13 protein-coding genes and 1 tRNA gene are annotated in these 14,580 nt (G+C 67.5%); 8 read left to right on the forward strand and 6 right to left on the reverse strand.

Annotation, left to right across the window (positions count from 1 at the left end):
- The 6 genes from Q0Z66_RS10055 to Q0Z66_RS10080 form a co-directional block, all read left to right on the forward strand.
- On the forward strand, nucleotides 1-1,068 hold a 1,068-nt coding region (locus Q0Z66_RS10055), incomplete at its 5' end, for an aspartate kinase (protein ID WP_298040714.1).
- Between the two features lie 112 nt (nucleotides 1,069-1,180).
- On the forward strand, nucleotides 1,181-2,245 hold the full coding sequence (locus Q0Z66_RS10060; RefSeq protein WP_298040716.1) for an aspartate-semialdehyde dehydrogenase: 1,065 nt from the start codon (nucleotides 1,181-1,183) through the stop codon (nucleotides 2,243-2,245).
- Nucleotides 2,246-2,452: 207 nt separating this feature from the next.
- Entirely contained in the window at nucleotides 2,453-3,925 is a 1,473-nt protein-coding gene (locus tag Q0Z66_RS10065; protein WP_298040719.1) for a malate:quinone oxidoreductase, read from the forward strand.
- A 9-nt stretch (nucleotides 3,926-3,934) separates the two neighbouring features.
- Entirely contained in the window at nucleotides 3,935-4,588 is a 654-nt protein-coding gene (locus Q0Z66_RS10070; RefSeq protein WP_298040721.1) for a thymidine kinase, read from the forward strand.
- Between the two features lie 123 nt (nucleotides 4,589-4,711).
- Nucleotides 4,712-5,425 carry an FCD domain-containing protein gene (locus Q0Z66_RS10075; protein WP_298040724.1) on the forward strand — a complete coding sequence of 238 codons (714 nt, stop codon included), beginning with the start codon at nucleotides 4,712-4,714 and terminating at the stop codon, nucleotides 5,423-5,425.
- Between the two features lie 8 nt (nucleotides 5,426-5,433).
- Nucleotides 5,434-6,669, forward strand: a complete 1,236-nt coding sequence (locus Q0Z66_RS10080; RefSeq protein ID WP_298040725.1) for an alpha-hydroxy acid oxidase — start codon at nucleotides 5,434-5,436, stop codon at nucleotides 6,667-6,669.
- A 73-nt stretch (nucleotides 6,670-6,742) separates the two neighbouring features.
- Here Q0Z66_RS10080 and Q0Z66_RS10085 read toward each other — a convergent pair whose 3' ends face one another.
- The 5 genes from Q0Z66_RS10085 to Q0Z66_RS10105 form a co-directional block, all read right to left on the reverse strand.
- Nucleotides 6,743-7,498, reverse strand: coding sequence for an HAD-IIB family hydrolase (locus Q0Z66_RS10085; protein ID WP_298040726.1), 756 nt, complete (start codon nucleotides 7,496-7,498; stop codon nucleotides 6,743-6,745).
- Nucleotides 7,495-7,971 (reverse strand): VanZ family protein, encoded by a 477-nt coding sequence (locus Q0Z66_RS10090; RefSeq protein WP_298040727.1) that lies wholly within the window; start codon nucleotides 7,969-7,971, stop codon nucleotides 7,495-7,497. The genes Q0Z66_RS10085 and Q0Z66_RS10090 overlap by 4 nt, the downstream gene beginning before the upstream one ends.
- A 76-nt stretch (nucleotides 7,972-8,047) precedes the next feature.
- Nucleotides 8,048-8,124, reverse strand: a tRNA-Pro gene (locus Q0Z66_RS10095).
- Nucleotides 8,125-8,142: 18 nt separating this feature from the next.
- Nucleotides 8,143-9,114 (reverse strand): metallophosphoesterase, encoded by a 972-nt coding sequence (locus tag Q0Z66_RS10100; RefSeq protein ID WP_298040728.1) that lies wholly within the window; start codon nucleotides 9,112-9,114, stop codon nucleotides 8,143-8,145.
- Between the two features lie 17 nt (nucleotides 9,115-9,131).
- A complete protein-coding gene (locus tag Q0Z66_RS10105) occupies nucleotides 9,132-11,684 on the reverse strand; it encodes a transglycosylase domain-containing protein (RefSeq protein ID WP_298040729.1) in 2,553 nt (850 codons plus the stop codon).
- Between the two features lie 83 nt (nucleotides 11,685-11,767).
- Here Q0Z66_RS10105 and Q0Z66_RS10110 point away from each other — a divergent pair, with 83 nt between their 5' ends.
- Nucleotides 11,768-11,992, forward strand: coding sequence for a hypothetical protein (locus Q0Z66_RS10110; RefSeq protein WP_298040730.1), 225 nt, complete (start codon nucleotides 11,768-11,770; stop codon nucleotides 11,990-11,992).
- On the forward strand, nucleotides 11,989-12,447 hold the full coding sequence (locus tag Q0Z66_RS10115; RefSeq protein WP_298040731.1) for a RidA family protein: 459 nt from the start codon (nucleotides 11,989-11,991) through the stop codon (nucleotides 12,445-12,447). Before Q0Z66_RS10110 ends, Q0Z66_RS10115 begins: the two co-directional genes overlap by 4 nt.
- Nucleotides 12,448-12,541: 94 nt before the next feature.
- Here Q0Z66_RS10115 and acs read toward each other — a convergent pair whose 3' ends face one another.
- Nucleotides 12,542-14,506, reverse strand: a complete 1,965-nt coding sequence (gene acs / locus Q0Z66_RS10120; protein WP_298040732.1) for an acetate--CoA ligase — start codon at nucleotides 14,504-14,506, stop codon at nucleotides 12,542-12,544.
- Between the last annotated feature and the right edge of the window lie 74 nt (nucleotides 14,507-14,580).

Below are 14,580 nucleotides of genomic sequence, written 5' to 3' on the forward strand. Positions count from 1 at the left end.
GAGCGCATCTCGATGGCGCTGCTGGCGATGGCGATCCACTCGATGGGCTTCGACGCCCGCTCGTTCACGGGCAGCCAGGCCGGCATGATCACCGACGACCACCACGGGTCGGCGCGCATCGTCGACGTCACCCCGGTGCGTCTGCGCGAGGCGCTGGATGAAGGCGCGATCGTGATCGTCGCCGGCTTCCAGGGCTTCAACCGCGATACGCGCGACATCACGACACTCGGCCGTGGTGGCTCCGATACGACGGCCGTTGCGCTGGCCGCCGCGCTCAACGCCGATGTCTGCGAGATCTACAGCGATGTCGACGGCATCTACACCGCCGACCCGCGGGTGATCCCGCGCGCAGGCAAGCTGGATCACGTCTCCAGCGAGGAGATGCTCGAACTCGCCGCGAATGGTGCGAAGGTTCTGTACATCCGCGCCGTCGAGTTCGCACGCCGTCATGGTGTGCTCATCCACGCCCGTTCGACGTTCTCGTCGGCCGAGGGCACGTATGTTCTGGGCGAGGGTATGAAGAACCCGCGCGAAGTTGAGGGAGAAGTCATGGAAGAACCGATCGTCGCCGGTGTCGCAACCGACAAGGGTCAGGCCAAGATCACGGTCGTGGGCGTTCCCGATGTTCCCGGCAAGGCGGCGGAGATCTTCAAGATCGTCGCGAAGTCCGGTGCGAACGTCGACATGATCGTGCAGAACGTGTCGGTGGCGTCCTCCGGCAAGGCCGACATCTCGTTCACGCTGCCCAAGGGCGATGCGGCGACGGCGCTCAAGGCACTGGCGGCCGAGCAGAGCGAGGTCGGGTTCGACAGCCTGATCCACGACGACCAGATCGGCAAGCTCTCCGTCGTGGGTGCGGGCATGCGTGTGCATTCGGGCGTTTCGGCGACGCTGTTCGAGGCGCTGTCGACCGCGGGCATCAACATCGAGATGATCTCGACCTCCGAGATCCGCATCTCGGTGGTGCTGCGCGACACCGACCTCGATGACGCCGCGCGCATCGTGCACACCGCCTATGGGCTGGATTCCGTCGAAGAGGCCGTCGTCCACGCGGGCACCGGCCGCTGAGCGCGCGGTAGACTCGCGACAACCCTGACATCGGCGCCAGGCGCGGTATCCGCATCCCGACGCCGCGCCGAGCGCTCTCGTTCGCAGTACCGTTCGAAGCCAAGGAAATTTCATGACTCGCATCTCCGACCAAGGACACTCCGTCGCCATCGTGGGCGCCACCGGCCAGGTGGGCACCGTGATGCGCGAGATTCTCGCGGAACGCTCCTTCCCGATTCGGGAGCTGCGTCTGTTCTCTTCGGCGCGTTCCGCCGGCAAGACCATCGTTTACAACGGTGTCGACGTGATCGTCGAAGACGTGGAGACCGCTGATCCTTCGGGCATCGAGATCGCGATGTTCTCGGCCGGCGCGACGGCGAGCCGCGCCTACGCCGACCGGTTCGCGGCCGCCGGTGCCGTCGTGATCGACAACTCCAGTGCCTGGCGCGGCGATGACCAGGTTCCGCTTGTGGTGAGCGAGGTGAACCCGCACGCGATCGATGAGCGGCCTCGGGGCATCATCGCGAACCCGAACTGCACGACGATGGCGATCATGCCGGTGCTGAAGCCGCTCGCCGAGGCCGCCGGTCTCGAGCGCCTCATCGTCTCGACCTACCAGGCCGTCTCCGGCTCCGGTCTCGCCGGTGCGGAGGAGCTGCTCGGTCAGGTCGAGGGCGTCCTCGCGCAGGGCGACACCCTGCGTCTCGTGCACGACGGCTCGGCTGTGGACTTCCCCGAGCCCGAGAAGTACATCGCTCCGATCGCGTTCGACGTCGTCCCGCTCGCGGGGTCCGTCGTCGACGACGGCTCGAACGAGACCGACGAGGAGCAGAAGCTCCGCAACGAGAGCCGCAAGATCCTCGAGCTTCCCGCTCTGCGGGTAGCGGGAACCTGCGTTCGGGTGCCGGTCTTCACCGGTCACTCGCTGTCGATCCACGCCGAGTTCGCCGAAGACATCACGCCCGACCGTGCGCGCGAGATCCTGGCATCCGCTCCCGGCGTCGTCCTCGACGAGGTGCCCACGCCGCTGCAGGCGGCCGGCAAGGACCCGAGTTTCGTCGGCCGCATCCGCGCCGACCGGTCGGCGCCCGAGAACAAGGGGCTGGTGCTCTTCGTCAGCAATGACAACCTCCGCAAGGGTGCCGCGCTCAACGCCGTTCAGATCGCTGAGCTCGTGGGTGAGCGCCTCTCGGCCTGATACTTCGCACACAGCGGCCGACAGTCGTCGGTCCGATTGGCGGATGCCGGTCGAAACCCGCGGGTTTCGACCGGCATCCGTCATTCTCGCCGACAGGTGTCCTGTTCCCAGAGCGAGGCGCGTGGATGCTGCATCCGCCGACGCCGCCGGGCGAACCGGGTTGCACAGGGGTCCGAGGTACTCGTGCGGGGGAACTAGACTGGTCGGGTGACTGAATCCGTCGACGTCGTCCTCATCGGTGGTGGCATCATGAGCGCCACCCTCGGAACTCTGCTGCACGAACTCCAGCCCGATTGGAAGATCGTCGCCTTCGAGCGGCTCTCCGATGTGGCGCAGGAGAGCTCGAACCCATGGAACAACGCGGGTACCGGCCACGCGGCCCTCTGCGAGCTGAACTACATGCCGCAGAATCCCAACGGACCGCTCGACCCCGCCAAGGCGGTCTCGATCAACGAGCAGTTCCAGCAGAGCCGGCAGTTCTGGTCGTCGCTCGTCGACAAGGGCGTGCTCGACGCGCCCTCCACGTTCATCAACGCGACCCCGCACATGACGTTCGTGCGCGGAGAGAAGGACGTCGCCTACCTCAAGGATCGCTACGAGGTCCTGAAGACGCAGCCGCTGTTCGAGGGCATCGAATACAGCGAGGATTCCCGCGTCATCAACCAATGGGCGCCGCTGCTCATGCAGAAGCGCCGCAAGGGCGAGCCGTTCGCGGCGACCCGCGTGCCGGCGGGAACCGACGTCGACTTCGGCGCCCTCACGCACCAGCTCTTCGACCACCTGAAGCACGGGGGAGTGCAGCTGCGCACCAACCACGAGGTGCGCGGGCTCAAGAAGCAGAAGGACGGCAGCTGGAACGTGAAGTTCCGCAACGTCCTCGGCCACACTCCCGGCCAGATGAACGCGAAGTTCGTCTTCGTGGGCGCCGGCGGCTGGGCGCTCAAGCTGCTGCAGAAGTCGGGCATCGACGAGATCAAGGGCTATGGCGTCTTCCCGATCGGCGGACAGTTCCTCAAGACCTCGAATCCCGCGGTCGTCTCGCAGCACAAGGCGAAGGTGTACTCGCAGGCTTCCGTCGGCGCTCCGCCGATGTCGGTCCCGCACCTCGATACCCGTGTCGTCGATGGGGAGGCGTCGCTGCTGTTCGGTCCGTTCGCGACCTTCAGCCCGAAGTTCCTCAAGCACGGCTCCATGCTCGACATCGTCTCGCAGGTGCGCACGCACAACCTCTGGCCGATGCTGCGCGTCGCCTTCGCGAACCCCGACCTCATCACCTACCTGCTGGGCGAGCTCACCAAGACGCACCGCAAGAAGGTCGACAGCCTGCGCGTGTTCATGCCGACCGCGAAGGACGAGGACTGGGAGCTGATCCAGGCGGGTCAGCGCGCGCAGGTCATGAAGAAGGACGCGAAGAAGGGCGGCGTGCTCCAGTTCGGCACCGAGGTCGTCTCGGCATCCGATGGGTCGATCGCCGGCCTCCTCGGCGCTTCGCCGGGCGCCTCGACCGCCGTGCCGATCATGCTCGGGCTGCTCGAGAAGTGCTTCCCCGAGCAGTACGCGGGCTGGGAGCCGACGCTGCGCGAGCTCATCCCCACGTACGGGCAGAAGCTCAACGATGACGCCGCCGCGGCGGATGCATCGATGACGGCGACCGCTGCAGCGCTCAACATCGCACGCTGACCATCCACCGTGGCGAAGCTCTACTTCCGCTACGGGGCGATGAACTCCGGCAAGTCGACGGCGCTGCTCCAGGCGGCGTACAACTACGAGGAGCGCGGACAGCGCGTGCTGCTGGCCAAACCCGAGATCGACACCAAGGGCGCCGCGCAGATCGAGAGCCGTCTCGGTGTCACGCGCGAGGTCGACTTCCTGATCCCGGCATCCGGGGATGCGCGTGCGCTCTTCCATGACGAACGCGAGCGGATGCAACGGCGCAATGCCGAGGGGCTCCTGCCGGCCGAACCGATCGATGTCGCCTGTCTGCTCGTCGACGAGGCGCAGTTCCTCTCCGCGGCGCAGATCGACGATCTGTTCCGGATCGCGGTCGTCGATCGGATCCCGGTCATGGCCTACGGCATCCGCAATGATTTCTTGACGCACGCCTTTCCGGGATCGGCCCGACTGCTCGCGATCGCGCATTCGCTCGAAGAGTTGAAGACGATCTGCCGGTGCGGTCGCAAGGCCGTGTTCAACGGTCGTGTGGTCGGCGGTCGCTTTGTGTTCGACGGCGACCAGGTCGCGATCGATGAGGGCTCATCGGGTGGTGCCCCCGCGGATGTCGTGACCTACGAGTCGCTCTGCGGCGACTGCTACCTCGCGGAATCCGGCGGCCGACTGGGCTGACGCCGCGCGTGGTGCTTCCGTCCCGTTGACGCTCGTTCGACAGTGGGATGCGGTATTCGTGCACGCCGATTTTGCGTGGTCTGACCACACGCCCTAGGCTGTGGTCAGACCACAGGAGGTGCGATGGCGGAACGCGCATGGCAACTCGTGCTCGAACACATCGAGCGCGATCTGCTCGAAGGGCGGCTGGGCCCCGGCGACCGCCTGCCCTCCGAGCGCGATCTGTCGGCCGACCTCGGCGTCGGCCGTTCGAGCGTGCGTGAAGCGCTGCGCGTCCTCGAGGTCATGGGCCTCATCCGCACCGGTACCGGTTCGGGCCCCTCCGCCGGGGCGATCGTGATCGCCACGCCCTCCGGCGGCATGTCCGCGCTCCTGCGTCTGCAGGTGGCGGCACGCGGCTTCCCGCTCGCCGATGTCGTGCAGACCCGTCTCGTCCTCGAAGACGCGGTGGCGGCATCCCTGGCCGCATCCCCGGCATCCGACACGAGCGACGCCCGTCGCATCCTGACCGCGATGGATGCCGAGAACCTCACCGCGTCGGAATTCCTCGCCCTCGACGCACAGTTGCATCTCGCTCTCGCCGAGGCCGGCGGCAACTCGGTCATCGCATCGATGATGGCGGGGCTGCGCACCTCGATCGAGTCGTACGTGCTCGACGGGTCGGCGGGCATCGCCGACTGGGATCACATGGCCGACCGCCTGCGCGCCGAGCATCACGCGATCATCGATGCGATCGACGCGGGTCGCACCGGCGCCGCGCGCCGCCTCGTCCACGAACACATCACCGGTTACTACACGGCGGCCGGTCTGACTCCGCACACCGCACACGAGCAATGAGAGATCCCATGGTCAAGCGTCAGTTCCCCAACCCGGTCGAGATCCTCGACCTGATGAAGTTCAAGAAGCCCGAGCTCAACGGCCGCAAGCGCCGTCTCGATGCCGCGCTCACGATCGATGACCTCCGCATCATCGCGAAGCGCCGCACGCCCAAGGCCGCGTTCGACTACACCGACGGCTCCGCAGAGGGCGAGGTCTCGCTGACCCGCGCCCGCCAGGCGTTCGAGGACGTCGAGTTCCACCCGGGCATCCTCAAGCCCGCCCCCGATGTCGACACGAGCGTTGAAATCCTCGGCGGCCCCAGCGCTCTGCCGTTCGCGATCGCGCCGACCGGATTCACGCGTCTGATGCAGACGGAGGGCGAGGTCGCCGGCGCCGGTGCCGCCGCCGCCGCGGGCATCCCGTTCACCCTCTCCACCCTCGGCACCACCTCGATCGAGGGCGTCAAGGAGGTCAACCCCGAAGGGCGCAACTGGTTCCAGCTCTACGTCATGCGCGATCGCGAGATCTCCTACGAGCTGACCCGTCGTGCGGCCGCCGCCGGATTCGACACCCTGCACTTCACGGTCGACACTCCGGTGGCCGGTGCCCGTCTGCGTGACAAGCGCAACGGCTTTAGCATCCCGCCGCAGCTGACCCTCGGCACGATCGTCAACGCGATTCCGCGGCCGTGGTGGTGGTACGACTTCCTCACCACGCCCAAGCTCGAGTTCGCTTCGTTGAGCACCACCGGAGGCACGGTCGGCGAGCTGCTCGACGCGGCCATGGACCCGACGATCAGCTATGAGGACCTCGCGGTCATCCGCGACCTGTGGCCCGGCAAGATCGTGATCAAGGGCGTTCAGAACGTCGAGGACTCGGTCCGTCTGCGCGATGCGGGTGTCGACGGCATCGTCCTGTCGAACCACGGCGGGCGCCAGCTCGACCGCGCGCCGATCCCGTTCCACCTGCTGCCGAGCGTTCGCAAGGCCGTCGGCGACGACTTCACCGTCATGATCGACACCGGCATCATGAACGGCGCCGACATCGTCGCCGCCGTGGCCCTCGGCGCCGACTTCACGATGATCGGCCGCGCCTACCTCTACGGACTCATGGCCGGTGGCCGTGAGGGCGTCGACCGCACGATCGCGATCCTGCGCACCGAGATCGAGCGCACGATGCGTCTGCTGGGTGTCGCCTCGCTCGCCGAGCTCGAGCCCGGTCACGTCACGCAGCTGCAGCGACTGGTGCCCGTCGCCCGCTGAGACCACGAGCCCGGGTCGCCCTGCTGAGATCCTCAGCGGGGCGACCCGGGCTCTGTCGTTCTCGGAACGCGTGTCAGAAGGACGCGAGCAGCTCGTCGAGGCGGGCGGCGGTGTCCTCCCAGCCCTCGACGGCTATGCAGCGCACGCCCAGGGCGAGCACGGGATAGTCGTTGCCGCCGTCGTCGAGACGATCGCCGTAGAACAGCATGTCGCTCAGCGGGACCCCGGTGTGCTCGACGAGAGCGGTCATCCCGAAGGCCTTGTCGATGCCTGCGCGCGTGATGTCGATGGAGGTCGATCCGCCGGCGCGCACCTCGAGATCGGGGACGCGGGCGGCCACCGCATCGCGCAGGGCGATGCGCTTGCTCCCGGACGGATCCCAGGCGAGCTTCGCCTCGCCCGGTGCCTTCTGCCCGAGCGCGGAGAACGTGATCTGCGAGCCGCGATCCTCGAGGATCTCGCCCCAGGGCGCGGGCTCCCACAGTCCCAGGCGCTCGGCCTCTTCGCGCAGGGCGGTCAGAGCCGCCGTCTTCTCCTTCTCGGAGAGGTCGTGCGCGTAGACGGGGGTGAAGTCGGTTCCGTCGTGGCGGAGGTAACGGGTGCCGCACGTGGGCAGAAGGTGCATGCGCTCGAGCAGCGCCGGCTCGACGTCGCCGAGGTGCGCGATGACCTGAGAGCGGAACTGCGCCTCATTGCCGCCGGAGATGATCGCGACATCGGCGACGCGCAGGAGAGCCCGCAGCTGGGCGGCGATGCGCGGGTCGATCGCACTCTTGGACGGCGCGAGAGTGTCATCGAGATCGAAGGCGACGAGACGGGGAATGGTCATGGTGCATCCAGGGTAGGGGAGGGCATCGGATGCTCCGGCACGGCCAGAGCGGTGACGATCAGTGCGAGCGCTGCGCCGAGCGTCGCACCGGTGGAGTTGGCGAGCACATCCGCCAGGCTCGCGGTCCGCTCGGGAAGCCGGGCGGACTGTGCCAGCTCGATGGCGCTCGACAGCAGGGGGCCGACGGCGAAGGCGAGCGGCCAGACGCGGCGCGGCAGGAGAACGAAGGCGAGGCATCCGACCGGGATGAACACGGCGATGTTCGCGATGACCTCGAGCGAGTCGAAGGTCAGCCAGGACCAGCCCCAACCGTCCTGAAGAGTGCGCAGAACGGCATCCAATAACCCGGGGGCGCTCTCCTCGACGGGGCGGGGTGAGAGGGTCAGCACAGCGAGGAAGACGAGGAACGGGATGCTGATCGCCAGGGCGACGCGTCGCGTGATCGGTCTTTGCGGGGGAAGCGAGAAAGACATGCGGTGCTGCCCTCCTCGCAATGATGTCCGGGTGAATGAGAAGAGGACCCGCCTTCCGGCGGGTCCTCTTCTCATCTGGTCGGGGTGACAGGATTTGAACCTGCGGCCTCTTCGTCCCGAACGAAGCGCGCTACCAAGCTGCGCCACACCCCGTTTTGCAACCGTTTGAGTCTATCGCGAAACTCCTCCAGTGCCGAATCGAGAGCCGAGATCTGCTCCCTTCGGCGTGTCTCGGGCCGTCAGGGTGAGCAGAGTCGCCTCCGGCCGGCACGCGAAACGCACCGGCGCGTAGATCGAATGCCCGCACCCGGCGCTGACATTCAGCGGGATGCTCCGACCGCCGCTCGTCCAGGCGCTCAGGCCCTTAGCCTGCTTGAGCGGGATGTCGCAGTTGGCGACGAGCGTGCCGAAGAACGGCAGGCAGACCTGGCCGCCGTGCGTATGGCCGCCGAAGATCGCATCCGCACCGAGGTCCGTGAAGGCATTGAGCACGCGCTGATAGGGCGCGTGGGTAACACCGATCAGGGGAGTGGTGGAGCCGCGACGCCCCAGATCACCGATCGCCTCGGGCAGTGCCGACAGGTCATCCCAGTCGCGGTGCGCGTCATTCACGCCGAACAGGTCGACGTCGCGGCCACCGACGGACAGCCGTGCCGCGGTGTTGTTGAGCGATGCCCATCCGAGCTCGTGCGTGAAGAAGGCGTCCAATGCCGCGGTGTCGAGCCGCTCCGGCGTGCGGTGGGCCTTCGAGGGGCCGGAGAAATAGCGGACCGGGTTGCGCGGCGCCGGAGCGAACAGGTCGTTCGAACCGTGCACGAACACCCCGGGCACCCCGGCGAAGGGCTCGAAGGCACGGCGGATGCCGGCGAGGCCGTCACGGTGGCCGAGGTTGTCGCCGGTATTCACGACGAGATCGGGTTCGAGATCCGCCAGCGAGGCGAGCCAGTCCTGCTTGCGTTGCTGCCACGGAGCCATATGGGCATCCGAGACGTGCAGCACGCGCAGGGGAGCGGAACCGGTCGGTAGCGCCGCGGAGGTCGCGGTGCGCACGGTGTAGAGATGGCGTTCGATGCCGATGCCCCACACGGCGCATGCGGCGCCGACGGCCCCCACCGCGCTGAGCGCGGTGAGGGCCGGATGCATCGGTCGCCGTGCTGTCGTCAGCACTTCACGGTCACGGTCGTGGATTTGCTCGCCGCCGAACCGGCAGACGGAGAGGTGTTCTCGACCTCGGAGCCCGGGCCGCGGCACGAGCCGTGGAGTGAGACGTTCAGGAAGCCGGCCGCGTGCAGCGCGGCGACGGCCTCATCCGGGGCGCTGCCCGTCACATCCGGCACGGTCGCACCCTTGCCGTTGCTCGGGGAGATCGTCACGGTCGTGCCGCTGGAGACCTGGCCGGCACCGGGGTCCTGCTCGGCGATCTGGCCCTCGGGCGCATCGCTGTCGACAGGGTCACCGACGGTCACCGAGAATCCGGCTTCCTCGAGCGTCTTCGTCGCATCCTCGATCGACTGACCGATCACGCTCGGCAGGTTCACGAGAACACGGCGGGTGAGGTTCTTGTCGGGCTCGGGGAACGGGTCGCCACCGCCGAGCGCCTCGTTCGCGGCGCGCTGCATGTCACGGGCGATGCCGTAGCGGGCGTTCTGGAGGAGGCCGTTGTTGGCCCAGACGTTGGTGATGTTCGCCTGGCCCTCCCAGCGGCCGACCCAGACGGCGGTCGTCGCCTTTGTGCTGGATTCGATCATCATGGTCGACCAGCTCTCGTGGGTTCCGGTCTTGCCGATGAGGGGCACGCCATCGCCGGTGTTCGCCTGGGCGCCGGTGCCGCCGTTCATCACTCCCTGCAGGGCGTACGCCGCGGTTGCGGCGACCTCGGGGGAGATGACCTGGCTGCAGGACGCCTGCGGCAGCGGGCGCTCCGCACCGGCCTGGTCGACGACCTTGTCGATCGCACGCGGCTCGCAGTAGATCCCCTTGTTGGCCACCGTCGCGTAGGCGCTGGCCATGTCGAGCGGCGAGATGTTCTTCGAGCCGAGCACGTCGTACGGATGGTTCTCGTCGGTGACCTTGCCCATGTTTCCGAGGTTCACGCCCATGCGGTCGGCGACGGCGTTGATGTCGCAGAGGTCGAGCTTCTCGGCCATGGCCAGGTAGCCCGAGTTCAGCGAGTCGCGGGTGAAGCGCATCGGGCTGCCCACGTAGCCGCCGCTGTTGGCGAAGTTCCCGATCTTCGAGCTCATCGGCACCGGGCTGTCGCCGCACTTCATCTTCGTGAAGATGCGGTTCGTGCCGTTGATCGTCTCGTTGACCGAGTTGCCCTTCTCGAGCCAGTCGATCAGCGTGAACAGCTTGTACGTCGATCCGACCTGGAAGCCGGTCGATCCGCCGTGATCATAGTCGGAGGCGAACACGAGAGACGTATAGGCCTGATCGTCGGAGTGCGTCTCCCGGAAGTTCGTGTTCTGGGCCATCGCGAGGATGCGTCCGGTGGCGGGCTCCACCGTGACGCCCGCGGCGCCGAGGTGCTGGTTGTCGAGGTTGGCGGGAACACGATCGCGCAGGCCGATGATCGCCGGCTCCTGGATGCGCATGTCGAGGGTCGTGTAGATCTGCAGGCCCTTGCGCTGCAGCGACTCCCGGCGCTCGTTCGCCGTGTCGCCGAAGGTGTCGTCATAGGCGGCGTCACCGAGCACGACGGTCTTGACGTACTGGCAGAAGTAGGCGTTGTTGCCGGCCGCCGCGCACCCCTGGGTGGGCTGCTTGATGTCGGGCGTGATCGGAGACTCGATGGCGGCGGTGTGCTGGGCCTCGGTGATCTTGCCGTCCGTGTACATGCGGTCGAGCACGTAGTCGCGGCGGTCCTTCGTCAGGGCCCAACCGTCCGCCTCGCCGTTGACGCCCTCACCGGCCGAGCCGCCGTAGAGGTCGATGCGGTAGGTGTTCGGATTCTGGACGATTCCGGCGATCGTTGCGGCCTGCTCGACCGTGAGCTTCGCGGCGGTCGTGTTGAAGTAATAGTTCGCCGCGGCCTCGATGCCGTAGATCGTGCCGCCGAAGCTGGCGATGTTCAGATAGCCGAGCAGGATCTCGTTCTTCGAGTAGTCCTTCTCGATCTGGATCGCGTAGCGCATCTCCTGCAGCTTGCGCTCGATGCCATCGGTGCCGACGGCGTTGGTGGCGTCCTCCCAGCACTGGGCGATCTTGTCGTCGTAGTTCTCCTCGCCGGGCAGGACCTCCTGCTCGCACTGCTGCACGAGGACGTTCTTGACGTACTGCTGGCTGATGGTCGAGGCGCCGCGCGAGGACGTCTTCTTGAGGTTGTCGACCACGGCCTTGACGGTGGCACCGATGTTGATGCCGCCGTGCTCGTAGAAGTTCTTGTCCTCACTGGAGAGGATCGCGTCGTAGACGACCGGGTTGATCTCGTCGAAGTCGACCTGGGTGCGGTTCTGATCGTAGAACGTGGCCATGGTGAACCACTCGCCGTTCTTGTCCTTCCCGTAGAAGGAACTCGGCTCCATCGGAGCATCGGGCTTGAGGTAGGACGGCAGGTTCTCGAAGAGATCCAGTGCCTGCGAACCTGCGGCGCCCGCGACGGCCAGGGCGGGGGTGACGGTCGCTGTCACCAGGACCCCGGCGACAACGCTGAGCCCGACGAGACCGAGAAGGCCGCCGAGCACGCCTTTCACCGTGCGATTCTTCTGAGGCATACGCTAGATCGTAGGGGAATTCCCTGAATACCACCTTTGACGCGCGGCTCCGTCCGGCGTCGCCGACTGTAGGAGTGCGCCGCATGACCACCTGGGAATATCTGACCACCCCGCTGCTGATCCACAACACGGCTGCAATCCTCAACAACTGGGGCAAGCAGGGGTGGGAGCTCGTGCAGGTCGTCACCGGACCCGAGGGCGGATTGGTCGCCTACTTCAAGCGCCCAGCCGTCGGCGACGGCTCCAACAGCGCAGGCCTCGCGGCGGCCGAGCAGGCCGCGCGCCAGTTCGGCGGAGGAGCAGCATGAGCGTCGCTGAGCGCTTGAGCGAGCTGGGCATCGAGCTGCCCGCGGTCGCCGCTCCGGTCGCCGCCTATGTGCCGGCGGTCGTGCACGGAGACCTCGTCTACACCTCCGGCCAGCTGCCCTTCTCGGGGGGCGCTCTGCCGGCGATCGGCAAGGTCGGCGCCGCGGTCTCGGCAGAGGACGCGCAGTCCTATGCCCGCACGTGCGCGCTCAACGCGCTCGCGGCAGCCGCGGTGGCTGCCGGCGGCATCGAGAGGATCGGCGGCGTTCTCCGCGTCGGCGGCTTCGTGGCATCCGACCCCTCCTTCACGGGCCAGCCCGCGGTCATCAACGGCGCCAGCCACGTGCTCGGCGAGATCTTCGGCGACGCGGGTGCCCACGCCCGCGCCGCCGTCGGCGTCTCGGTGCTCCCGCTGGACAGCCCGGTCGAGGTCGAGGTGACCTTCACTCTCGCCTGAGAGACCTTCACCTCCCGTCTCACGACTGAGCCCCGTCGCATCTGCACAGATGCGACGGGGCTCAGTCGTGCTGGGGCGGGTGCCGCCCCGCGGATCACCTCACCTGCGAGGAGATGATGCTCATCACCGCTGTGTCGGCGAGCGTCGTCGTGTCGCCCACCTCACGGCCCTCGGCGACATCGCGCAGCAGGCGGCGCATGATCTTGCCCGAACGCGTCTTCGGAAGCTCGCCCACGATGTAGACGTCGCGGGGGCGGGCGATCGCGCCGATCTGCGCGCCGACGTGCTGGCGCAGCTGGGTCGCCAGGCCGTCGGCGTCATGAGCGGCCAGGTAGCTCTCCTTGATGATGACGAACGCGACCACGGCCTGGCCGGTCGTCTCATCGGATGCTCCGACGACGGCCGCCTCGGCGGTGGACTCGTGCGCGACCAGGGACGACTCGATCTCGGCGGTCGACAGGCGATGGCCCGAGACGTTCATGACGTCATCGACCCGGCCGAGCAGCCAGAGGTCGCCGTCCTCGTCGAGACGGGCGCCATCGCCAGCGAAGTAGTAGCCCTCGTCGGCGAACTTGTCCCAGTAGGTCTCCTTGTAGCGCTCCGGGTCGCCCCAGATGCCGCGCAGCATGCTCGGCCAGGGCTCGGTGATGACGAGGAGCCCGCCGTTGCCGTTGCCGACCTCGGCGCCGGACTCGTCGACCACGTCGATCGAGATGCCGGGCAGCGGAACCTGCGCCGAACCGGGCTTCGTCGCCGTGACGCCGGGCAGCGGGGAGACCATGATCGCGCCGGTCTCGGTCTGCCACCAGGTGTCGACGATCGGCGTATCGCCGCCGCCGATGACCTCGCGGTACCACATCCACGCCTCGGGGTTGATGGGCTCGCCCACCGAGCCGAGCAGACGGATCGATGACAGGTCGAACTTCTGCGGCACGGCACGGCCCGTCTTCATGAACGAGCGGATCGCGGTCGGCGCGGTGTAGAAGATCGTCACGCCGTACTTCTCGATGATCTCCCACCAGCGGCCGGGGTGCGGCGCTTCCGGCGTGCCCTCGTAGAGCACCTGGGTGGCGCCGTTGGCCAGGGGCCCGTAGGTGACGTAGCTGTGGCCGGTGATCCAGCCGATGTCGGCGGTGCACCAGAAGACGTCGGTCTCGGGGTTGAGGTCGAAGACGTTGCGGTGCGTGTACGACGCCTGCGTCAGATAACCGCCGGACGTGTGCAGGATGCCCTTGGGGTTTCCCGTCGTGCCGGAGGTGTAGAGGATGAAGAGCGGGTTCTCGGAGGGGAAGGCCTCGGCCTCGTGCTCGGAGGATGCCGTGGGCACGACGTCGTGCCACCAGATGTCGCGCCCGTCGACCCACTCGACCTCGTTCTCGCCGCGGCGCACGACGAGCACGTTCTCGACGGTCTGCTGTTCTCCGTCGCCACGATCGGCGAGGGCCTGGTCGACGGCGGGCTTCAGGGGCGAGACGCGGCCCTTGCGGTAGCCGCCGTCGGCGGTGATGACGAGCTTCGCGCCGGCATCGTCGATGCGGGAGCGGAGGCTGTCGGCGCTGAAGCCGCCGAAGACGACGGAGTGGATCGCGCCGAGGCGCGCGACGGCGAGCATGGAGACGACCGCCTCGGGGATCATCGGCAGGTAGATCGCGACGCGGTCGCCGGCTCCGACGCCGAGGTCGGTGAGGACGTTGGCGGTGCGCTTGACCTCTTCGGTCAGCTCCGCGTAGGTGATGCGGCGGGAGTCGCCGGGCTCGCCTTCCCAGAGGAGCGCGACGCGGTCCCCGTTGCCTGCTTCGACGTGACGGTCGAGGCAGTTGTAGGCGACGTTCAGTTCGCCGTCGTCGAACCATGTGGCGAACGGCGGCGTCGACCAGCCGAGGACCTCGGTGAAGGGCTTGTGCCAGTGCAACTCCCGGGCCTGCTCGGCCCAGAAGCCCTCACGGTCGGAGGCGGCGCGCTCGTAGAGCTCGGGCTGGGCGACGGCGGCCGCGGCGAATTCATCCGAAGGGGGGAACTGCCGGGTCTCGTCGAGGAGGTGGTCGATCTGGCTGCTCATTGGCACGCGCTCCTTTGCGGCGGGACATGGTCGCGCAGGGAACACGACCGTGAGGGCGAATCTAGCCTTCGGGC

The organism is uncultured Microbacterium sp., assembly GCF_947632095.1.
Taxonomy (GTDB): domain Bacteria; phylum Actinomycetota; class Actinomycetes; order Actinomycetales; family Microbacteriaceae; genus Microbacterium.